This is a genomic window from Thiothrix caldifontis, from assembly GCF_900107695.1.
GTDB lineage: Bacteria > Pseudomonadota > Gammaproteobacteria > Thiotrichales > Thiotrichaceae > Thiothrix > Thiothrix caldifontis.
On the sequence record NZ_FNQP01000007.1, the window covers coordinates 56,126 to 76,508 of the forward strand.

A 20,383-nucleotide genomic window follows, 5' to 3' on the forward strand; every position below is an offset into this window, starting at 1 on the left:
CTGGACTGGACTGGACTGGACTGGACTGGACTGGACTGGACTATCATCCAATGCAGATTGATTATTTTCCATTACTTCATGGAGATAGCTGTCGATATTGAATTCATTAAAGTCAATATTTTGATTATTTTCGTCCATTTTAAGCCTCATTATGATTATGTTATTAAGTAGGTTGTAGTTTAGTTTTTACTGTTGACTCTATCAACCAGCATCAGATAAATGGCTTGCTGTTTTTACAGCGCAGCGAGGCGATCCAACGCCCGATAACTGAGGGCTTCGGTCAAATGCGCGGTGCGAATCTCGGCACTGTCGGCAAGATCGGCAATGGTACGCGCCACTTTGAGGATGCGGTGATACGCCCGTGCGGACAGCTTGAAACGTTCCATCGCGGCATTCAGCAATTTTTGGTCTTTATCACTCAAGACGCAATGCTGATCGACATCGCGCCCACTCAGGGCATTGTTGATTTTGCCTTGGCGGGCGTGTTGGCGGGAACGTGCCGCTTCGACCCGTTGGCGCACCATCGCGCTGGTTTCGCCCTGTTTTAAGGATTGCAGGTCGTCTTGTTTCACCCGTGGCACTTCGATTTGCAGGTCGATGCGATCTAAAAACGGTGCAGAAATGCGGCTGCGGTGTTTGCGTTGACGTTCCGGGCTGCATTCGCAGTTTTCACGCAAGTCACAAGCACGCCCTTGCGGACATGGATTCATGGCGGCGACGAGCTGGAATTTGGCAGGGTAAGTGGCTTGGCGGGCGGCGCGGGAAAGCGTGATCTTGCCGGTTTCCAACGGTTCGCGCAGCACGTCGAGTACGGTGCGGTCGAATTCAGTGAGTTCGTCGAGAAACAAAATACCGTGATGCGCGAGGGAAATTTCCCCCGGTTTGACTTGCGAACCACCGCCCACTAAAGCCACACCGGAGGAGGTATGATGCGGTTCGCGCACTTGGCGTTGCCCCCAGCGGCTGGCTTCAAAACCGTGATGGCTGATCGAGGCAATCGCGGCGGATTCCAGTGCTTCGTCTTCGGAGAGTGGCGGCAAAATCGTGGCAAGGCGGTTGGCGAGCATGGTTTTGCCGGTTCCTGGTGGCCCGACCATTAGCAGGTTGTGACCGCCCGCAGCGGCGATTTCCAACGCCCGACGTGCCATGAATTGCCCTTTCACATCGCTAAGATCGAAAGGGTAAGTGGTCTCGGCGGTTTCAATGTGTTGTTCCCAACGCACCAACGGCTCACTACCGTGCAGGTGTTCCACCACTTCGCTGAGGGTGTTGGCAGCAAAAACCTTCAAGCCTTTGATCAAGCTGGCTTCGGCAGCATTGTCTTGCGGTACGATCAACGCACGTCCGGCTTGCAAGGCGGCAAACGCGGTAGGCAAGACCCCGCGTACCGGACGCAATTGCCCGCCTAAGGACAATTCGCCGATGAATTCGTAACCTTGCAATACCTCGTGGGGCAATTGCTCACTCGCCGCCAACATTCCAATCGCAATCGGTAAATCGAAACGTCCGCCATCTTTAGGAATATCCGCCGGTGCCAGATTAATGGTGACGCGCCGCACCGGAAAGTTGAATTCGGAGTTGGTCATGGCGGCTTTGACGCGATCCCGGCTTTCTTTCACGGCGGTTTCGGGCAAGCCGACGATGGAAACACCGGGCAGGCCATTGGCGAGGTGTACTTCGACGCTCACTAAGGGGGCATCCAGCCCGTTATTGGTGCGGCTGTAAACGATGGCTAAGCTCATAATTATTATTGCTGACTATTGGTGCGGAAATGGCATTAATTCTGCGTTTTTTACGCGATTTGCTCAAACAAAGTCGACAAAAGGTGAATAGCGGAACTGGCACACAAGTTGCTTAAACATGACAGGACACGACTATCGCTTTTTTCGGCACGATTGTGAAATCAATCACGGTTTTTGCAGTCGAAACGTTTTATAACGTGGTAAATCCGCAACATTTTAACAAGACACAAGGCATAACAACATGAGCAACACAAACGAGACTACCGGGCAGCCTCAAAGTATTTCTAGCACTACCCCTTACCCGCAAGCCAGCCACATTTGCACGCGCCACGGCACGGCAACCACTGAACAGGGGCAACGCAAAGTGTATGCACGCCATACCTTTATCACCCGTGACCCGCACGACAAAGTGCTGCAATATTACAGCGAACAATTCGGGCAACCCCGTGAGCAAGCAGGCGCAGTTTACTGGCAGCAAGAAACCCAAAATGGCAATCAACATATTTTGGTGGAATTAACCGTGGAAGCCCCTTCGCAATCGGATCAGCTTAAATCACAAGAACAGGGGCAAACCTTGATCAAATCTTACCGTGTGGTGACCTCTGGCAGTCAAGCGGGGTAACTTGCTGGTGGTGACTCAATGCTAACTCGAAATGTGTTTAGCATTGTTTTTTGCGACAAATCTTTGAAAATATTGGCGCACCCGTATTGGCGCACCCGGCTGGAATCGAACCAGCGACCCTCGGCTTCGGAGGCCGATACTCTATCCCCTGAGCTACGGGTGCTTTGCAGAAAGTGCATCATACCCAACGCACGCCGCCACGTCTATCATGGCGTTAATGCGGAAAATTGCATTTTTTAGTATGATTCAGGTCAAGTTTTCGTTGCCGACACATAGCGAATATTAGGGAATATGAATATAATCCGTCGGTTTATGATTTTCTGATGCTCAAAATTCACAGATTGTTTGGCGCATAGCGCCCAGTCTACAGGAGGACACAAGTGGCTCATTATACACCTAAAGACCCTATGGCTAAGCCAATGCTGATTGGTGGTCTCGTTTTGATCGGCGCAACAGTCGCCGTATTGGTTTCCAACTTATTCAGTACCATTGAAAAGAATTCCATTAAGGGCGAAATTGACACGACAGCACAAGTCGCTGCGGCTGATGCCAATCTCGCTCCCATTGGTAAGGTTAACGCAGTGGATAAATCCATTGTGAAGGAAGCGCGTTCCGGTGAAGCGGTCTACACCGCCGTTTGTACTTCCTGTCACGCGGCTGGTGTACTGGGCGCTCCTAAACTTGATGACAAAGCGGCATGGGCTCCGCGTGTGGCGAATGGCTTAGACGGTTTGATGAAAAACGCCATCAATGGCCTTAACTCGATGCCAGCACGCGGCGGTGATCCGAGCATTACTGACGAAGAACTGAGCAATGCCATTGTTTACATGACGGGTAAAGCAGGCCATGACCTCTCTTCTCAGGTGAAAGCCCCTGCTGCTGCACAAGCTGCTCCAGCAACCACTGACGCTGCCCCTGCTGCTCCAGCAACCACTGACGCTGCCCCTGCTGCTCCAGCAACCACTGACGCTGCCCCTGCTGCACAAGCTGCTGCTCCGACTCCTGAAGTCGTCCCTGCAACTGAGCAAGCCCCTACCGCAGCACAAGCTGCTGCTCCGGCAGCCACTGAAGCCGCCCCTGCTGCACAAGCTGCGGCCATTGATGGTGAAAAAATCTATAAAGGTATCTGTTTCTCTTGCCACGACGTAGGTGTTGCGGGTTCACCTAAATTCGGCGATAAAGCAGCGTGGGATCCACGTATTGCGACAGGAATGGAAACATTGTATGGCTCCTCATTGAATGGTAAAGGTGCAATGCCAGCCAAAGGTGGCAATCCAGCCTTATCTGATGCTGAAGTCAAAGCTGCCGTTGATTACATGGTTTCTCACGCCAAATAATGTGCTGTTGATACCCTAAGCAAAAAAGAAAGGCGCTGTGTAGCGCCTTTCTTTTTTGCAGCTCTGGCAATTGCGGGTAGTATGCCCGCATGAAAACACCTAGCACTCAATACACTTACACATGGCGAGAATTGTTCCAGCAGATGCTGCGGCATCGTAAGGAATTAATCATTGCCAACCTTATTGCCATTGTCGCGGTACTCATTAGTGTGCCGATCCCTTTATTGATTCCGCTATTAGTTGATGAAGTGCTACTCGATAAACCCGGTTGGTTAGTAGCATGGATGAGTGGCTTATTCCCTACCGCCTGGCACGGGCCAGTGCTATACATCACCTTCATCAGCGTGTTAACCGTCATCATGCGCCTTATTGGGCTAGCAGCAGGCGTTTGGCAAAACCGCGAATTTACCCTGATTAGCAAGGAACTCACCTATAGCATCCGTCGCCGTTTGTTGGGGCATATCGAAACGGTGGCCATGACCGAATACGAAACCCTTGGCAGTGGCACGGTCAGTTCGCGGCTGGTGGTGGATGTCGAAACCATCGACAATTTCCTCGGCATCAGTATCAGCAAGTCGATTGTCGCGGTTCTCACCCTGATTGGGGTAACAGGGGTGTTGCTGTGGTTACATTGGCAATTGGCGCTGTTCATTTTGCTGCTGAATCCGCTGGTAATTTTGCTGACCACCAAACTGGGTTCTTACGTCAAAGAGCTGAAAAAGCAGGAAAACAGTGCATTCGAGTTATTCCAGCAAGCCTTGACCGAAACCCTCGATACCATCCAGCAAATTCGTGCCAGCAACCGCGCCAGTAGTTTTTTCGGGCGCGTGACCGAACACGCGCAACAGGTGAAGCAACACGCAGGGCAATTTGCCTGGCGCAGCGATGCTGCCAGCCGTTTATCCTTCACGGTATTCATCGCGGGATTTGACCTATTCCGTGCGGTCAGCATGTTAATGGTAGTGTTTTCCGATCTCAGTATTGGCGAAATGTTTGCGGTGTTCAGCTATTTGTGGTTCATGATGGGGCCGGTACAAGAAGTGCTGGCGATTCAATACGGCTGGTACAGCGCGAAAGCCGCTTTACAACGCATTAACACCTTGCTGGCACTGCAACCTGAACCCCGTTATCCCCATATCCACAACCCGTTCGCAGGCAAAACCACGGTCAGTGTGCGGGCTGACAATATTACCTTTGCCTATGGAAACAAGCCGCCGGTATTGTGCAATGTGAATCTAACTATCAACGCAGGGCAGAAAATCGCCTTAGTAGGGGCAAGCGGCGGCGGGAAATCCACCTTTGTGCAAGTACTGTTAGGGCTTTACCAGCCGCAGCAAGGGCAATTGTATTTTGATGGTATTCCTGTCACCGAAATCGGTTTGGATGTGGTGCGTGAACACGTTGCCACGGTTTTACAACAACCGGCATTGTTCAACGACACAGTACGTGCCAATCTGACGTTAGGGCGCACTATTGCGGATGTGCAGCTCTGGGAAGCCTTACGCATTGCCCAACTGGATGACACGATTCGTGAGCAAGCTCAAGGGTTGGATACGGTGGTGGGGCGGCAGGGAATGCGGCTTTCGGGGGGGCAGCGCCAGCGTTTGGCGATTGCCCGCATGATTTTATCGAATCCCAGCGTGGTGATTTTGGATGAGGCAACCTCGGCACTGGATACCGCGACTGAGCAAAAGCTACACGCAGCGATGAGTGAATTCCTGCAAGGGCGCACTACCCTGATTGTGGCGCATCGCTTGAGTGCAGTCCGTCAGGCTGACCATATTTTCGTCTTTGATGATGGCGGTATCAGCGAACAGGGCAGCCATCAGGAATTATTGGAACAGGACGGTTTGTACCGCAAATTATACGGATAAATACCGCTAACAGCAGATACTTACAACAGCCACTCAGCAGGAATAGTGCCTGCAAAAGGCGTAACGCTCAGCTCAATGGGCGTTTCCCCCGGTCGGGCGAGTTTGCAGACCACTTCAGGCGCGTGCTTGCCCTGGCTGTAACGTGCTGAAATTTGTGCCGCAAGCAGCAAGTCTTCGCCTGTGATATTGTCACCGTCCAGCAGTGTTAATGGCCCCGAATGGCTGGCGGTTTTAATCCAGGTAAACTGGTTTTTGTAGCCTTCGAGAAAATTAGTTTCACCTTCTTCGCGGGAAATAATCATTTTGAAATGGGGGCGTGGACGCACGTGCCGCCCAATTTTTAGCAGCATAATATCGTCGAGTTCGTAGTCACGGCAGGGGCGATGCGCCCATAAATCTTTAAGCTTGTCCGTGTAATTCGCATCGGTGAGGAAGCAACAGCCACCCGCAGGTTGGGCGTATTCCTCAATTCCCCATTGAGCCGCCAGTGCCATTTGTGGCTTGCGGCTGCGCCCGCTGAAACCGAATAGCTTTTCACGGTCGATCCAACCTTCGCGTTCTGGTTTGCTGGGGGGTAGATTACGGGCGGAAAGTGGGCGTAATAACAACTCATCTGCACCCGATTCAGCGGCAATGATCGGCATGGTTTTGGCACGTTGCGACATCGGGCGTTGCCCGACGACTTCGCCAGTGATGATGAAGTCGAAGCCTTTGTGCTGAATCCATTCGTGCGCTTTTTTGACCATGAAAATCTTGCAGTCGAGACAGGGGTTCATGTTCGCGCCGTAACCGTATTTGGGATTCAGGACTACATCTTTGTATTCTTCAACAATATCGACAATGTGTAGCTTGATGCCGAGCTGTTCGGCGACCCACAGCGAGTTGTTGCGCTTGGGCTTATCGCTGTGCTGCTTGCGGATGGCGTGGGTATGGCCTTCCACGCAAAAGCCGGTGTAAAAATTGATACCTTCGACGTGGATGCCTTGTTCCAGCACCGCTTTGGTGGCAAGCATCGAATCAAGTCCGCCGGAAATCAGCGAAACAGCGCGGTATTGTCGGGTCATGGTGGTCACTGCTCAATGGGATGGCGCTATTATGCCAGAAAACCTCGTTTTGATACCGTGTATTCGGTCGGGGTGCTGAATGCAACAGCAGCTTGCAGTATACTTGCCCCCTTTCAGGCATAAACGTAAAGCAAGTAAGTTATGGCTAACTATGACCTTTCCACCTTTCAAGGGCTGATTCTGGCTCTGCAAGATTACTGGGCGCAACAGGGCTGCGTCATTATGCAACCGTATGACATGGAAATGGGCGCGGGAACATTCCACCCAGCAACATTTCTGCGTTCCATCGGCCCTGAACCCTGGCGTGCGGCATACGTGCAACCGTCACGCCGCCCCACAGACGGGCGCTACGGCGAAAACCCTAACCGTCTGCAACACTATTACCAGTTTCAGGTCTTGCTAAAGCCGTCGCCGGATAATATTCAGGAACTCTACCTCGGTTCGCTGCAAATGCTCGGTTTCGACCCGCTGGTGCATGACATCCGCTTCGTCGAGGACAACTGGGAATCGCCAACGCTGGGCGCATGGGGCTTGGGTTGGGAAGTATGGTTGAACGGCATGGAAGTTACCCAGTTCACCTACTTCCAGCAAGTCGGCGGCTTGGATTGCAAGCCCGTCAGCGGTGAAATCACCTACGGTCTGGAACGCCTCGCGATGTACATGCAAAACGTGCAAAGCGTCTACGATCTGGTGTGGACAAAAGGCCCGCAAGGGGTTGTCACCTACGGCAACGTTTACCACCAAAACGAAGTTGAGCAATCCACCTACAACTTTGAACACGCGAATGTTGAAGAGCTGTTCCACACCTTTGATGTGTGCGAACGCGAAAGCCAACGCCTGATCGAAGCCGGATTACCCTTGCCTGCTTACGAACAAATGCTCAAAGCCTCGCACACTTTCAACTTGTTGGATGCGCGGAAAGCCATTTCCGTGACCGAACGCCAGCGCTTTATTTTGCGGGTGCGTACTTTATCGCGGGCGATTGCCGAAGCCTATTACAACGTCCGTGAAGCCTTGGGCTTCCCGATGCTGTCCGCAGGAGAAAAATAATGTTACACGATTTATTGGTGGAAATTGGCACGGAAGAGTTGCCACCCAAAGCCCTGAAAAAACTCTCCGACGCTTTTACAGCGGGTATCGTGGCAGGTCTTACCGAAACGGGTTTAGCGGCTGCCGAAGTACATGCTTACGCCGCACCACGCCGTTTGGCGGTATGGTTGAAAAGCGTACCGGTACAGCAAGCTGACCAAATCATTGAGCGCAAAGGCCCCGCATTGGCAGCAGCGTTTGACAAGGAAGGCAACCCCAGCAAAGCGGCGGAAGGCTTCGCACGCTCCTGTGGCGTGGCGTTTGCGGACTTGCAACAGATTGACACTGACAAAGGCGGCTGGCTGATTTTCCGCCAGCAGAAAGTCGGGCAGCAAACCACTGCGCTGTTCCCTGCGATTGTCGAAAAGTCCCTCGCGGCATTGCCTATCCCCAAGCGGATGCGTTGGGGTAGCGGCACGGCAGAATTCGTGCGTCCCATCCATTGGATTGTGATGCTGGCAGATGATGCGGTGATTGATGCCGAAATTCTCAGTATCAAAACCGGGCGCGAAACCCGTGGACACCGTTTCCACGCACCGGATGCGGTGGCGATTACCACGCCTGCCGATTACGCGGTGCAATTGGGTGATGCGTATGTAGTCGCTCGGTTTGAAGCACGTCGTGACATGATCAGGGCTAAAGTCGAAGCCCTCGCTACCGAACTTGGCGGCACAGCCATCATGCCCGACGAATTGCTGGATGAAGTCACCGGCTTGGTCGAATGGCCTGTCCCCGTGGCAGGGCGTTTTGAGGAACGTTTCCTCGATGTACCGCAGGAAGCGCTGATTTCCACCATGCAGGATAACCAGAAATATTTCGCGCTGGTGGATGCTGCGGGCAAACTGATGCCGAACTTCATCACCGTCGCCAATATCGAAAGCCGCGATGTGACGCAAATTTCGACGGGTAACGAGCGCGTAATCCGCCCACGTTTCAGCGATGCCGAATTCTTCTGGACGCAAGACAAAAAGCAAACGTTGGAAAGTCGCCGCGAACAGCTTAAGAAAATGGTGTTCCAGCAAAAACTCGGCACGCTCTACGAAAAGTCCGAGCGCGTCGCACTGCTGGCAGCAGACATTGCTAAAGGCATGGGCAACGATGAAGCCTTAGCCATCCGCGCGGCACAACTCGGCAAGTGCGACCTCGTGACCAGCATGGTGTTTGAATTCACCGAACTGCAAGGCACGATGGGACGCTACTACGCCAACCACGACGGTGAAGCGACAGAAGTTGCCAGCGCGATGGAAGAGCAATACATGCCGCGCTTCGCGGGTGATGAACTGCCCTCCACGGCTACCGGACGCATTCTGGCATTGGCAGAACGCCTGGATACCCTCACCGGCATTTTCGGTATCGGGCAAAAACCGACAGGTGCAAAAGACCCGTTCGGATTGCGCCGTGCCGCCTTGGGCGTATTGCGTATCCTGATCGAGCTGCAATTGCCGCTGGATTTGGCAGAGCTGTTGGATAAAGCTGCTGACGGTTTAACCCCGCAACTGGGCAGCAAGCCGGATACGCAGGAAGCACTGGATTACATCCTCGAACGCTTGCGTGCTTACTATCAGGAGCAAGGCATTGGTGCGGAATTGGTGGAAGCGGTTGCCTCTCTCAAGCCCACCCAGCCGTTGGATTTTGACCGCCGTGTGAAGGCGGTTGCCGCGTTCCGCCAATTGACGGCTTCTGGAAGCCTTGCTGCTGCCAATAAACGCATTGGCAATATCTTGAAAAAGGTCGAAGGCAGTTTGCCGGAAAGCATCAATCCAGCGTTATTGCAGCTTGAGGCAGAACAAGCCTTAGCCAGTGCGGTACAATATCAGGAAAACAAGGTCGTGCCATTGTTTGCAGCCGGTCAATACGAGGCGGCGTTACTATCATTGGCGGAGTTGCGTGAACCAGTGGACAAGTTCTTTGATGATGTCATGGTGATGGCGGACGATGAGGACTTGAAAAACAACCGTTTAGCCTTGCTGAATCGCTTGCGTGGGCTGTTCCTGCGGGTGGCTGATTTGTCGGTATTGTAATTCCGTCTTGAACTGGGATTTTCAGGATTAAAAGATTAATAGGATGTAAGAGGGAGAACTCTTCATCCTGCTAATCCTTCAATCCTAGAAATCCCAGTTCAGACTATTTAAATTCTGCGGTGGGCACACGCACTGCATCCAAACGGTAGGGCGTTGGATCAATACGGGGAGTATTGCCTAATAGCATATCCGTCATCATGTGTACCGAAGCCAGCCCCATTGTGACCCCGTAGCGGTAATGCCCTGCATTCACGTACAAGCCACCAATCTCAGGGTGTTCGTCGATATACGGTACACCGTCCGGCGAACCGGGGCGCAAGCCCGCCCAATGGTTATTGATCGGCAAGTCACGTAACGTAGGCATGATTTGGTATGCCTTTTCCCGCAATGCCTCATACGCTTCGGTGGTGGTCTGTTTGTCAAAGCCGCGCATTTCCAAGGTTGAACCGCACAGAATCCGCCCATCTTGGCGCGGAATCAGGTAAGTACCTTCATGCAGTACAATGCGATTCAGCAGACCGCGTGCGCCCCGGAATAAAATCATTTGCCCCAATACCGGGCGGATAGTCACGTTTAACGCCTGCATTTCGGGGAATAACCCCGTCCATGCACCGGCAGTGAGGATAACGTTGTTAGCATGGAAGACTTCATTGCCCATTGATACACCAGTGACACGCCCATTGGTGACTTCTAGTCCTGACACGGGGTAATGTTCGGCAATTTCAATGGGAAGCAAGCGTAAGCTGGTGCGTAGCGCATCAGCAATGCGCGGGTTACGTACTTGTGCTATTGCTGGCATAAACATGCCGGTTTGAAAAGTATCTGCCAATTGTGATTCGCAAGTGTGCAGCGCAGTAGCAGAGGTAAGGTGTTGTAAAGCATAGCCCCATTGCTTTGCCCATACGTGTGCTTCAGCATATTCTTGATCGCCCATAAACACTAGACCGGAGCGTATCCATTGCGGGTCAATGCCGGTTTCTTCGCGCAAGGTGTCGCAGAGTGTTGGGTAATGTTGTTGGCCATATTGCACCAAGTGTGAAATCGGGTCAGGGTAACGCCAAGGGTACAGGGGGGAGAGTATACCACCACCTGCCCATGTCGATTCTTTGCCCAACTCACCTTGGTCGATGATCATGACTTTCAAGCCCGCTTCGTGTAGGGAACGGGCTGTTAACATACCTAAAATGCCACCACCGACAATAATTGCGTCTTTCATGCGTCATCTCAACAACAGGGGGCTTAAAGTATACGGGAGACGCAGCTCGGTCATCTAGCGATGAATGCGCTTTAGCCATTCATTGCGAAGAAGTCAGGGTATTAGTTAATATTAACGGGTTAGATGTACTCTGTTCTGCCCAGTTTTGCTGAATATTTTCCCAGAAATTACTGGCTGGCAGTCGGTGATGGCTAGGGTTTGGGGGCAACATATCTACTGCCCGACTGAGGGTTTGGATGCAGCCATTGCAATCACCCGCCCGGCAATGGTTGACTAATGTGCCGAAGGTTTCCCACCCTCCAAGGGTTGCATACTGTGTGCTGGAGCGTGCCGCTTTAGCAAATTCGCCCTGCCGAAAATAGAACAAGCAGGGCACAACTCGCAGCGGATCAGGGTAACGTGAATCTAGCCCCGCCACATCCCGTAATAACGTGAATGCCAGTTCCCAGTGTCGTAGGGCGCATAGCCCTACAGCCATCAAATGCCCACCAGTATGGTCGAATGGATTCACTTGGCGGGCAGTTTCAATTTCTACTTTGCCCATTTCATAATCGCCACGATGAAAACATTCCAGTGCAAAAATGCTGTGTGCCAATGCATTGCCGGGATTGAGTTCCAGAGCGCGAAGTGCAAGACGATTCCAAGGAATTTCTAGTGTCGCTGTCGGTTCAGTACGCAACATGTAGGCGTACAGACACCCTACTGCATAGTGCAAATGTGCTAAGGCATCATCATGATAACGTTGAGTTCGTGCTTGGCAAGCATCTAAAAATGCTTGGAGATTCGTATCTCCTGCTTTGTCCTGAAGAAAATGGATATGTTCGACGAGCACGCGATAATGGCAAGGAATATCACGTTGCATTTTCCAATAACGGCTCCAATAAGCCATGGCGATACCCCGATGCAAACTGAATGTTTCAAGTATAAACTGGCTAAACACCGTTTCTAGGATTGTTTGAGTGTAATGGATTGGCACCCAAGCACTATCCGACCATAGTTGCTCACGGGTCAGGGTATGAAACAACACAAATTTGATGGCAAATCCCGCATCTGCGGCTTCTGAATGACATTGTAAGAGAAATTCTGCTTGATGGTGACGCCAAGCGATTTCCAGTTCATCCACTTTATGACCTTTGGGTTGACTGACTCGCGCAAGCGCGATGCGGACTTCACGAAAATTGCCCAAGGTCATGGGTAACAGTGAACGCATATTATAGATTAGGCTGCGTAACGCATCGTCTCGAATCAGTGCGGTATCAGGGTAACTGATATGCACTTTGGGTCCTAATGACTGGATACTCTTAGGTGAAAAATGCTGTACTGACGTTGTAGACGAGGATGTTTCAAAAACGGGTTGGTAGCTGCCGCTAGGTAAAATGATCCTCAACTTACTACTGCTACCTTCACTGGCATAATATTCTTCCAGTAGTTTGCGTACCCGTCCGGCTTCTACACGCACCGCAGGATTTTCGGTGGGGCAAAACTCTGCCGGTTTACCCAATGCTTCAATGGCGATGCCGTACTGCGTTATTTTGTCACCGCGTCCAATTAAGGTTTCCTCAATAATATAAGCAAGAAAATTGCTGGCCTGTTTTTTCCCCTCGAATAATCGGCTAGCTAATATTTGACCAAGCTCCTTTTTAATCGACTCTTTGCTCTCCATAAAATCTCTTTTTTCTTGATAAAAAAACCAGTCAATTTTGTTGATTGTATTACTGAACCATAAGTTAGCAATGGTTACATGAAAGTGATACCCCAACAAGTTGTTAATCATGAAACCCGACCATTTTCAAGAAAAAATAGGATTTTTTCCTTGTTTTTAAGCAACTTATTGTTTCTTATGAAAAATAATTAATTTTTTTTATGATAAGATGGCCATTTGAAAAGTCTCTTGCTGTTACGGGTAACATGAAGTTTTTACTTTGTTTCTGTGAATTTATCGTTAACATGCGCCCTACAGATAGGGTTTGATGGGCGATTTTTTCAGGGCAAGTAATACAATAGTTACTGTTTCATTATTCGCTTGTTTTCTATTTTTCAGTGTTTTATGGAAGAAATGGAGTGTCGGTATGGGGGCTGTAAGTGGTTCAGGCAAACATCTTGTCCTGAATAATCGCTATGCATTATTAGGGTGTATTGCCGTATCAGGGGCTGGTAAGATCTACCGAGGACGTGACTTAGAACAAGTCAAGCACCAAGGCTTGGAATCACGCATTTTGATCCATGTGTTACCGGGCAATGCATCCCATTGGGTTTTGGATGAGCTATTCCAACACATTACTGCTACCCGCCAACGCCTTGCCTTGTCTTGGATTCTCGCTCCATTAGCCTATGGCCAAGATAATGGGCAAGCTTATGTCGTGTTGGAAAGTCCCGATACATGGGAGGTGCAAAGCCTACTGAATCAAACAGACCAGCAACTGTCTTGCCAGCGGAGCACTGCCAAACGGATCAACCCATTGATAAAAGAGCGTTATCTGGATGCACAAATTGATCCAGCCTTATTGCTGTGTGTGTTTGGTGAAGAGGTGCACTTGTTGGCAACCGCCTTATCACCCATGGTGCAACGCTTGGAAAAACGTGGCTCGCACCGCATAATGCCCCGTAAACATGTCGGTCATGCGTTAATGACAGGCTCCTTACTCACCTTATTTGCCATTTTTACAGCAGTAGCCGGTAATGCCGTCTTGGAAACAGTTGTATCCCCCACCCCTGCGGTCGCAGTTGTGCCTGAACCCAGTGAGTCGCTGCAACTGGCGGCGCTTTCGCCGTTGGAAGTCGTGAGTGTTCTGCCGATGAACCAAGGGCAGAAGGTCTATAAAGATACTCCCTCTATGGCGATCATCCCACCGTCGGCTAACAAAACTGCGCCAAAAATTAAGCAGTCAGTGGCGACTAAATCCGTAGCACAGCACCACTCATTACCCTCAACGCCGACATCCACCGCCGTTCCGGTAAAAAAGAAGGCTATGCCCACTGAGCAGACACCAAGCACAGATAGTGTGCTTCAAACTGATGACAGTATTGATAGCCTGATCCAACAGGCATACGCCGCGATGAATGCCGGAAACTTAGGCGGTGGTAGTAACAGTGCGCTGTATTTCACCCGAAAACTGCGGGAACAATCCCCTAATCATCCCCAAGTGGCGCGTTTGGGACAGGAAATGGCGGCAGCAACCCTACGCCAAGTACGTGTAGCGTTAAAAACTCAAAATCTTGAGCAAGCAGAGCGTTTGTTACCCATAAGTCGCCAATTGATCCGAGAGTTTTATTTGAACCATTTGCAGGCTGCGCAACAGGTATTGGAAGACAAAACACTGGAGTTGCGTACCCATTTGTAAACACTGCCCCCATTCATGATGATTTTAGGAAAGACCAAACACGATGAAACACTTTGATACTCTTGTTGATGTTAACCGTTACACCAAACAGGTATTCCTGTTTATCGCTTTATCACTGGTCGGTGTAAGCTTAGCAGCGGAACCGGCTGCGGAAACGCCGCCCTTACCCGCAGATGCTTGCCCACTGAACAGCGGCGGTTCTTCCTTATTGGGGACGCAATGGCGTTTAGCATCGCTGTATGGTACGTCCGTGCCGGAGCGATTAGAAATCAACTTAACCGTGGGTGAAAATTCCTTAACGGGCTTTTCAGGGTGCAATCAATACAGTGCCACCTTCGCGCGGGTTGGTCACAGCGGTTTTATGATGACAGACATTGAAAAAGGCAACGAGGTTTGCCGTGTACTGCCTACCACTCCCGGGGGGCCAACGATTAACGTGGGCGATTGGGAGGGTAATTACCTGCGTATCCTAAAACGGGCAGGCAGCGTACAGCAAGAAGGCAACACCCTGCATTTCTATAACCGCAGCGGTGAGTCATCGGTGGTGTTTGTGAAGAAATACGGCAGTTTGTAAAGGGTAACGCGGTGGGACACCGCTCATGCTCAGCTTCCCATACCCAGCAAGACCTGCTGACCAATGGCTTCATAACGGCTCCACACATCGGGAGCGCGGGAGGTAATGATGAGTTGCCCATCGCGTTCAGCGTGGATTTTCCGCAGCCATTTGCGCCACTCATTTCCTCGTATTTTGCATCGACCAAACCCTGCTCATCGGCACACGCAAACAGCGCTACTTGCAGCACGGAAGACTGCTGGGAGTAGGCACGCAATTGCTCCATGATGTAAATAACTTCCGCATCACTCATCAGGGTAGCGGATGCACGATCGTCACGCCCGTATCCATGTATTGCTGCACTACCCGCAAGGCAGCAGGTAGCGGCAATGGCGATTCCAGTTTTGCCCAAGTAATCACGTTCAAAAACTCGACCAAGACTTGCGCGGGAATGCAGATTAGTGAGATTGCCCGCACTATCACGCTCATTCAGGACTTTTTCGACAAAGGCTTTCGCGGCTTTGTGAAAGGGTGCATCAACATTGTGTGCGTACACCAGCAGGTTGGTATCCAGTGCGAACATACGATACGGTTTACAAACCCCGTTCTACATACAGTTCATCCCGTTCAGGCATCACATCGCTGCCCAAGCTGAAGGTTTCCGCCTTGAACGGTTTGTAAACGTGCGTGGCTTGTGGTGGCAAGCGAGGCGTAAATGGCAGACCACGGTTTAACTCGACCTGTTTCAGGAACATGGTAATGGCTTGCGCAGTGGTCATACCCAGTTGCGCCAATACCTGTTCAGCATTGGCTTTTAGTGTGGGGTCGATGCGGGTGGTAATGACAGCGGTTCGGCTCATGGTGAAGTCTCCCAATAACGCATGAATGTATTCATATGTTATACATTTGACTGCATTTTACAATCACTTCATTGAACACTGATTACCGCTCGAACCCATCGAATAGGCGTGATGTAATTCATTGCTGAACGCATAGCGCAACGATTATGATGAATCACACGAAGATTAACCGAGGTGTTGGATATGCAAATCACACTGGAGATACCCGAAGACTTCGGGCGTGACACACTTCCCGAACTGGAAAAACAAATCAAGCTGGAGGCGGGTATTGCACTGTTTCATGCAGGGAAAATATCTTCTGGACGCGCCTGTGAGTTTGCAGGCGTAGACCGCTACCGCTTTTACGAAGAATGCGCTAAACGCGATATTCCGGTGGTTAACTACGACCCTGGCGAACTCGAAGCGGAGTTGGGCTATTTGCGGGGTTTATGATGATTGTTGAGTAACTCGATAAACTCTTTGAAGTCGCGCTGGAACATCGGTGCAGACACTCAGGTAGGGTTAATGAAGCATTTCAACAACATCCAGACGTTCCGCAATGGGGCGGGTAATCCAATACTGAAGTCGGATGGTTGATCTAGGTTGGTGGTAACACGCACCACCTTCCTGATCTCATGCGGGGTTCGCTGGTTGCTGGAATATCTGCCATTGAAATACTGCGGGTAATGGATTTACTCTTGATTGTATCCTTCTTCATCCATACACAGTAGCCCCTGTATCAGCATGTGCGCAACCCTCGTCGATCTTGCCTTCTCTTTGCATGTGAGGAATCAACTTCCTTTCAGTTCAGGCTTACCGAGGGCTTTAAGCTTTTGATTTAGTGTTATTCTACGTTGGGCAAGTTTTGTAGGCTGCACAAATACGAAGTCAAATAATGATTCAAGTACCTCAAGTAACCATTCTGCCTCACCAGACTCGACCTCAACAATTTCACCGGAGTTTTCATACTTAATGGGGTGTGCAGCAAAATTACCAATTTGACGAATAGCATCAACTGCATCAGTTAAATAGCTTGGAGCATGTGCATTAGACACAAACTCTTCTATTTCCTGCGACAAATCACGCTTCTTGATTCCTAATTTTTCACGAAAAATTTTCTGAAGAAGTCGTCGTGACAATGCGGCACTAGCTTTAGCACTGTAATCAGAAGCAGCATGAGCCTCAAGGAAATCATCACGATAATCATCAGGAACTTCTTGATTTATCTTAATACTCTTATTTTGTGGGTAAATTATTTCTGTTGATGTTGTTAATATCTGTGATTTATCAGAAACCAAACCTCTCCCAGCTTCTCGTATAACAATGATTTCTTTGCAAGCAGGGCATTCTTGTATCGAAAAGCGACAACGGGATACCATCATGTTTGATAGAGTGTCTTGAATAGAGTCTAGTGCTCCATGGCTGGCTTTCTTGCTTTTTTTCAAAGCTTTCTCATGTGGTGAATAAGTAGCAAAATGATCAGGCTGTGGATGGAACTCTTTCTTACAAGTTGGGCAACGCATATATATCCTCAATGAACTTAGGTAAGGTGGCTATACAGAAACCATCAAACTATTTTGTATTTTGCTATAGAACAGGGCAAACACAAAGGTTCACCCTGACGAACCTAACCCTTCACACACACCACCTGCTTCAACGTATGCAGCACTTCCACCAAATCGCTCTGCGCTGCCATCACCTTATCAATCGGCTTATAAGCCGACGGCGTTTCATCAATCACCGCCTCATCCACACGGCATTCCACCCCGGCGACGGCGCGTTTATGCTCATCCAGCGACACGCGGCGTTTGGCCTCAGTTCGCGACATCACGCGCCCTGCGCCGTGGCTGCAACTGCAAAAACTTTCGGCATTACCCAAGCCGCGCACGATGAACGATTTCGCCCCCATGCTGCCCGGAATAATCCCAAGCTGGCCTTGTTGCGCACTCACCGCCCCTTTGCGCGTCACCCACACATCCTTGCCGTAATGGTGTTCGCGGCTGATGTAGTTGTGGTGGCAATTCACCGCCTCCACGTCCGCCGTGAACGGGATCGGCAACACCTCGCGGATCGCCTGCAAAGTACGCGCCATCATCAGCTCGCGGTTGGCTTGCGCGAAATCCTGTGCCCACGCTACCGCCTCCACGTAGTTACGGAAATGCGGGCTACCTTCGGGGATGTACGCCAAATCCTTATCCGGCAGGTGAATGAAATAGCGTTCCATGTCCTTTTTCGCCTGCTCGATAAAGTGTGTACCGATGGCATTCCCCACCCCGCGTGACCCGCTGTGCAACATCACCCACACGGTTTGCGTTTCATCCAAACACACCTCGATGAAATGGTTGCCCGTACCCAGCGTCCCCAAATGCTTCAAGTTATTGGTGTTTTTCAGGAACGGATGCTTCTCACACAAACGCTGGAAACCTGCGCTCAACCCCAACCATTTTTCCAGCACATCATCCGGCGGATCACCCCAACTGCCGGTATCGCGTTTACCGCGAGTCGCCACGCGCCCATGCGGAACAACTTGCTCAATCTTGCTACGCACCGCCTCCAACGAATCGGGCAAATCGGCTGCGGTCAAGGTGGTTTTCGCCGCCATCATCCCGCAACCCAAATCCACGCCCACCGCCGCCGGAATAATCGCCCCCACGGTCGGAATCACGCTGCCAATGGTTGCGCCTTTCCCCAGATGCACATCCGGCATCGCCGCCACCCACTGATGAATAAACGGCATCTGCGCAATGTTCAGCAATTGCTTTTTGGAGTTGTCGTCGAAAGGCACGCCTTTAGTCCACGCCTTAACGGGCGCGTGACCTGCTTCGTGGAGGACTTCGTAGGGAGTGGCGGTAGTGCTCATGGTGTGTTCCTTGCTTGTCGTTAGTTACGCTTATCGGTATTGCAAAGGATATGCCAGCTAAAAGAAAAATCAATCAAGTTATTGAAAATAAATCACTAAAATGCTTTATCTAGTCTTGCTATCCAAACAACCAAACTCAACTTACTATCTAAAAAGATAAAACACCTATCTTTCTATTTATTCCTGCGTGAGCAGGAACAACCTTGCATATTGCCCGCGATACGCTATTATTCCTTGGATAGCAGGAACAATGGTAACGCACAATGGCAAGACCACTCACACCGCTTCCCACGCCGCAGCAATCCGGCGCACTCACCCCCGAACTGCTAGGGCAATTCATCCGTGCCAAACGCACCCAATCCGGCTTACGCATTGACGATGCCGCCGCCTTACTCGGCGTTGCCAAAGACACCCTAAGCAAGCTGGAACGCGGACACCACGGCGCACAACTCGGCACATTACTGCAAGTGTTAAACGGTCTAGGCATCACGCTAACCGTGGAAGCGTGGGCGGAGGGCGAGAGCGATGACTGGGTATGAACACCGCCTAAAGATTTGCCTTGGGGAACAGCCCATCGGTTTTCTGCAAACCGACGCACAGGGGCAATTAACACTAGCATACACCGCCGCATGGCAGGCAAACGGCTTTGCGATTTCGCCACACTTGCCGCTCACCTCAGCCGCCAACCATCCGACGGTGCAACGTTTCTTACGCAACTTGCTGCCAGAAGGTCAAGGCTTCGACATCCTGCTGGAACATCAGCAACTAAGCCGAGCCAACACCTTTGGCATCATCCGCGCATTAGGTGCAGATACCCCCGGCGCATTACAATTTCTGCCCGAAAATACCCCATCGACACCGACCAGCCTGCGCCACATTGCCCCCACCGAATTGCAGGAACGCCTCAACAACTTGCCTACCCGCAACCTGATTGTCTGGGATGGCAAACCCCGCCTATCCGTCGCAGGCGTACAACACAAAATCAACGTGTTAGCCGATACGCAAGGCGAGTTAGCCTTTGGTGAAGGTAAGCTATGCTCGACCCATATTCTAAAGTTTGAACCCGCTAACCAAAACCATGTAGTGCTGAATGAATACTTGTTGATGCAGCTTGCCAAAGCCGTTGGCTTAAACGTTGCTGAAGTGGAATTGCGGCGTTTTGGGCAACATCGTGCATTGCTGGTGACACGCTTCGACCGTAAACGCCAAGGCGATACGGTATTGCGCCGCCATTTGCTTGACGGTTGCCAAGTACTCGATTTGCTGCCCGAATACAAATACGAACGCAATTTCGGCAACAGCCGCGACGTAGCCAATATCCGCGAGGGCGCAAGCCTGCCGCGCTTATTCGTCTTCTGTGACCAATGCCGTTCACCTGCCCTAGCGCGTAAAACCTTGCTGGACTGGGTATTGTTCAACCTCATCATCAGCAACTGGGATGCTCACGGCAAAAATATCAGCTTTTTCGTCGGTAAACAGGGTATCGAGCCTGCGCCCTACTACGACTTGGTGAATATCGCCGTCTACCCCGACTACCAACAGGAATTAGCGATGGCACTGGGGGATGATTTCGATACCCACATCTCGGCATTCCAATTGGCCGATTTTGCAGAAAGCTGTGGCTTGTCGCGTCCTTTGGTGCAAGCAACCCTTACCGCTCTGTGCAAACAGGTCGTGGAACAATTGCCAGCCGTGTGGACAAAAGAAACATGGCACACCACGGCAGAACAGCAATTCGCAGCGGCTTTACAACACAGTATCCGGCAACAGGTAGCACGACTGTTGGAACAGGCGGACATGATGCATGAGGTAACATTGTAAACAC

Annotated in this window: 18 protein-coding genes and 1 tRNA gene; 10 read left to right on the plus strand and 9 right to left on the minus strand. The window is 50.9% G+C overall.

Translation table 11 applies throughout. The annotated features are described in order from the left end of the window. Positions 1 to 233 precede the first annotated feature (233 nt). Positions 234 to 1,742 carry a YifB family Mg chelatase-like AAA ATPase gene (locus BLV87_RS07315; RefSeq protein WP_093066944.1) on the minus strand — a complete coding sequence of 503 codons (1,509 nt, stop codon included), beginning with the start codon at positions 1,740 to 1,742 and terminating at the stop codon, positions 234 to 236. A 241-nt stretch (positions 1,743 to 1,983) separates the two neighbouring features. Here BLV87_RS07315 and BLV87_RS07320 point away from each other — a divergent pair, with 241 nt between their 5' ends. After that, complete coding sequence (locus BLV87_RS07320; protein WP_093066946.1) at positions 1,984 to 2,364, plus strand: hypothetical protein; 381 nt, start codon at positions 1,984 to 1,986, stop codon at positions 2,362 to 2,364. An 87-nt stretch (positions 2,365 to 2,451) separates the two neighbouring features. On the opposite strand, the gene BLV87_RS07325 is transcribed toward BLV87_RS07320, so the two are convergent. After that, a tRNA-Arg gene (locus BLV87_RS07325) sits at positions 2,452 to 2,527 on the minus strand. A gap of 217 nt (positions 2,528 to 2,744) precedes the next feature. Here BLV87_RS07325 and BLV87_RS07330 point away from each other — a divergent pair. Both BLV87_RS07330 and BLV87_RS07335 read left to right on the plus strand, forming a co-directional pair. Next, positions 2,745 to 3,701, plus strand: a complete 957-nt coding sequence (locus BLV87_RS07330) for a c-type cytochrome (RefSeq protein ID WP_245706946.1) — start codon at positions 2,745 to 2,747, stop codon at positions 3,699 to 3,701. An 89-nt stretch (positions 3,702 to 3,790) separates the two neighbouring features. Then, positions 3,791 to 5,575 (plus strand): ABC transporter ATP-binding protein, encoded by a 1,785-nt coding sequence (locus BLV87_RS07335; protein ID WP_093066950.1) that lies wholly within the window; start codon positions 3,791 to 3,793, stop codon positions 5,573 to 5,575. 20 nt (positions 5,576 to 5,595) lie between these two features. Here the strand turns inward: BLV87_RS07335 and BLV87_RS07340 are convergent, their stop codons facing one another. Continuing rightward, positions 5,596 to 6,639: a tRNA (5-methylaminomethyl-2-thiouridylate)-methyltransferase gene (locus BLV87_RS07340; RefSeq protein WP_093066952.1), complete on the minus strand. Its 1,044-nt coding sequence runs from the start codon at positions 6,637 to 6,639 to the stop codon at positions 5,596 to 5,598. A 141-nt stretch (positions 6,640 to 6,780) separates the two neighbouring features. Between BLV87_RS07340 and glyQ the strand changes: the two genes are divergently transcribed. Both glyQ and glyS read left to right on the plus strand, forming a co-directional pair. Beyond that, entirely contained in the window at positions 6,781 to 7,689 is a 909-nt protein-coding gene (gene glyQ / locus BLV87_RS07345) for a glycine--tRNA ligase subunit alpha (protein ID WP_093066954.1), read from the plus strand. Next, positions 7,689 to 9,749: a glycine--tRNA ligase subunit beta gene (glyS, locus tag BLV87_RS07350; protein ID WP_093066956.1), complete on the plus strand. Its 2,061-nt coding sequence runs from the start codon at positions 7,689 to 7,691 to the stop codon at positions 9,747 to 9,749. Before glyQ ends, glyS begins: the two co-directional genes overlap by 1 nt. Before the next feature lie 103 nt (positions 9,750 to 9,852). Here the strand turns inward: glyS and thiO are convergent, their stop codons facing one another. Together thiO and BLV87_RS07360 are read right to left on the minus strand one after the other, a co-directional pair. Then, positions 9,853 to 10,965, minus strand: coding sequence for a glycine oxidase ThiO (thiO, locus tag BLV87_RS07355; protein ID WP_093066958.1), 1,113 nt, complete (start codon positions 10,963 to 10,965; stop codon positions 9,853 to 9,855). Positions 10,966 to 11,044: 79 nt separating this feature from the next. After that, the gene (locus BLV87_RS07360) at positions 11,045 to 12,628 is read right to left on the minus strand and encodes a tetratricopeptide repeat protein (RefSeq protein ID WP_139282136.1); all 1,584 of its coding nucleotides are present in this window, start codon (positions 12,626 to 12,628) and stop codon (positions 11,045 to 11,047) included. 406 nt (positions 12,629 to 13,034) lie between these two features. On the opposite strand from BLV87_RS07360, the gene BLV87_RS07365 reads away from it, so the two are divergent. Both BLV87_RS07365 and BLV87_RS07370 read left to right on the plus strand, forming a co-directional pair. Next, on the plus strand, positions 13,035 to 14,306 hold the full coding sequence (locus BLV87_RS07365) for a hypothetical protein (protein ID WP_093066962.1): 1,272 nt from the start codon (positions 13,035 to 13,037) through the stop codon (positions 14,304 to 14,306). Between the two features lie 43 nt (positions 14,307 to 14,349). Next, on the plus strand, positions 14,350 to 14,880 hold the full coding sequence (locus BLV87_RS07370) for an META domain-containing protein (protein WP_093066964.1): 531 nt from the start codon (positions 14,350 to 14,352) through the stop codon (positions 14,878 to 14,880). Between the two features lie 291 nt (positions 14,881 to 15,171). Here the strand turns inward: BLV87_RS07370 and BLV87_RS19290 are convergent, their stop codons facing one another. Both BLV87_RS19290 and BLV87_RS07375 read right to left on the minus strand, forming a co-directional pair. Beyond that, positions 15,172 to 15,348 carry a hypothetical protein gene (locus BLV87_RS19290; RefSeq protein ID WP_175517873.1) on the minus strand — a complete coding sequence of 59 codons (177 nt, stop codon included), beginning with the start codon at positions 15,346 to 15,348 and terminating at the stop codon, positions 15,172 to 15,174. Positions 15,349 to 15,452: 104 nt separating this feature from the next. Then, the gene (locus BLV87_RS07375; RefSeq protein ID WP_093066966.1) at positions 15,453 to 15,719 is read right to left on the minus strand and encodes a type II toxin-antitoxin system RelB/DinJ family antitoxin; all 267 of its coding nucleotides are present in this window, start codon (positions 15,717 to 15,719) and stop codon (positions 15,453 to 15,455) included. A 183-nt stretch (positions 15,720 to 15,902) separates the two neighbouring features. Between BLV87_RS07375 and BLV87_RS07380 the strand changes: the two genes are divergently transcribed. Beyond that, positions 15,903 to 16,151, plus strand: a complete 249-nt coding sequence (locus BLV87_RS07380; RefSeq protein ID WP_093066968.1) for a UPF0175 family protein — start codon at positions 15,903 to 15,905, stop codon at positions 16,149 to 16,151. Positions 16,152 to 16,489: 338 nt separating this feature from the next. Here BLV87_RS07380 and BLV87_RS07385 read toward each other — a convergent pair whose 3' ends face one another. Both BLV87_RS07385 and BLV87_RS07390 read right to left on the minus strand, forming a co-directional pair. Then, positions 16,490 to 17,221, minus strand: coding sequence for a DUF4145 domain-containing protein (locus BLV87_RS07385; protein ID WP_217629955.1), 732 nt, complete (start codon positions 17,219 to 17,221; stop codon positions 16,490 to 16,492). A gap of 104 nt (positions 17,222 to 17,325) precedes the next feature. Beyond that, positions 17,326 to 18,558: an RtcB family protein gene (locus tag BLV87_RS07390; protein ID WP_093066970.1), complete on the minus strand. Its 1,233-nt coding sequence runs from the start codon at positions 18,556 to 18,558 to the stop codon at positions 17,326 to 17,328. A gap of 263 nt (positions 18,559 to 18,821) precedes the next feature. On the opposite strand from BLV87_RS07390, the gene BLV87_RS07395 reads away from it, so the two are divergent. Further along, positions 18,822 to 19,097: a helix-turn-helix domain-containing protein gene (locus BLV87_RS07395; protein ID WP_093066972.1), complete on the plus strand. Its 276-nt coding sequence runs from the start codon at positions 18,822 to 18,824 to the stop codon at positions 19,095 to 19,097. Continuing rightward, positions 19,084 to 20,379 (plus strand): HipA domain-containing protein, encoded by a 1,296-nt coding sequence (locus BLV87_RS07400; protein WP_093066974.1) that lies wholly within the window; start codon positions 19,084 to 19,086, stop codon positions 20,377 to 20,379. The genes BLV87_RS07395 and BLV87_RS07400 overlap by 14 nt, the downstream gene beginning before the upstream one ends. The last annotated feature ends 4 nt before the right edge of the window (positions 20,380 to 20,383 follow it).

Excerpts from the sequence above, each read along its gene's own strand:
- BLV87_RS07370 (WP_093066964.1), top strand. The coding sequence starts at position 14,350 with ATGAAACACTTTGATACTCTTGTTGATGTTAACCGTTACACCAAACAG.
- BLV87_RS07335 (WP_093066950.1), top strand. The coding sequence starts at position 3,791 with ATGAAAACACCTAGCACTCAATACACTTACACATGGCGAGAATTGTTC.
- BLV87_RS07395 (WP_093066972.1), top strand. The coding sequence starts at position 18,822 with ATGGCAAGACCACTCACACCGCTTCCCACGCCGCAGCAATCCGGCGCA.
- BLV87_RS07400 (WP_093066974.1), top strand. The coding sequence starts at position 19,084 with ATGACTGGGTATGAACACCGCCTAAAGATTTGCCTTGGGGAACAGCCC.
- BLV87_RS07315 (WP_093066944.1), bottom strand. The coding sequence starts at position 1,742 with ATGAGCTTAGCCATCGTTTACAGCCGCACCAATAACGGGCTGGATGCC.
- glyQ (WP_093066954.1), top strand. The coding sequence starts at position 6,781 with ATGGCTAACTATGACCTTTCCACCTTTCAAGGGCTGATTCTGGCTCTG.
- BLV87_RS07385 (WP_217629955.1), bottom strand. The coding sequence starts at position 17,221 with ATGCGTTGCCCAACTTGTAAGAAAGAGTTCCATCCACAGCCTGATCAT.
- BLV87_RS07390 (WP_093066970.1), bottom strand. The coding sequence starts at position 18,558 with ATGAGCACTACCGCCACTCCCTACGAAGTCCTCCACGAAGCAGGTCAC.
- BLV87_RS07340 (WP_093066952.1), bottom strand. The coding sequence starts at position 6,639 with ATGACCCGACAATACCGCGCTGTTTCGCTGATTTCCGGCGGACTTGAT.
- BLV87_RS07375 (WP_093066966.1), bottom strand. The coding sequence starts at position 15,719 with ATGAGCCGAACCGCTGTCATTACCACCCGCATCGACCCCACACTAAAA.
- glyS (WP_093066956.1), top strand. The coding sequence starts at position 7,689 with ATGTTACACGATTTATTGGTGGAAATTGGCACGGAAGAGTTGCCACCC.
- BLV87_RS07365 (WP_093066962.1), top strand. The coding sequence starts at position 13,035 with ATGGGGGCTGTAAGTGGTTCAGGCAAACATCTTGTCCTGAATAATCGC.
- BLV87_RS07380 (WP_093066968.1), top strand. The coding sequence starts at position 15,903 with ATGCAAATCACACTGGAGATACCCGAAGACTTCGGGCGTGACACACTT.
- BLV87_RS19290 (WP_175517873.1), bottom strand. The coding sequence starts at position 15,348 with ATGAGCGTGATAGTGCGGGCAATCTCACTAATCTGCATTCCCGCGCAA.
- thiO (WP_093066958.1), bottom strand. The coding sequence starts at position 10,965 with ATGAAAGACGCAATTATTGTCGGTGGTGGCATTTTAGGTATGTTAACA.
- BLV87_RS07320 (WP_093066946.1), top strand. The coding sequence starts at position 1,984 with ATGAGCAACACAAACGAGACTACCGGGCAGCCTCAAAGTATTTCTAGC.
- BLV87_RS07360 (WP_139282136.1), bottom strand. The coding sequence starts at position 12,628 with ATGGAGAGCAAAGAGTCGATTAAAAAGGAGCTTGGTCAAATATTAGCT.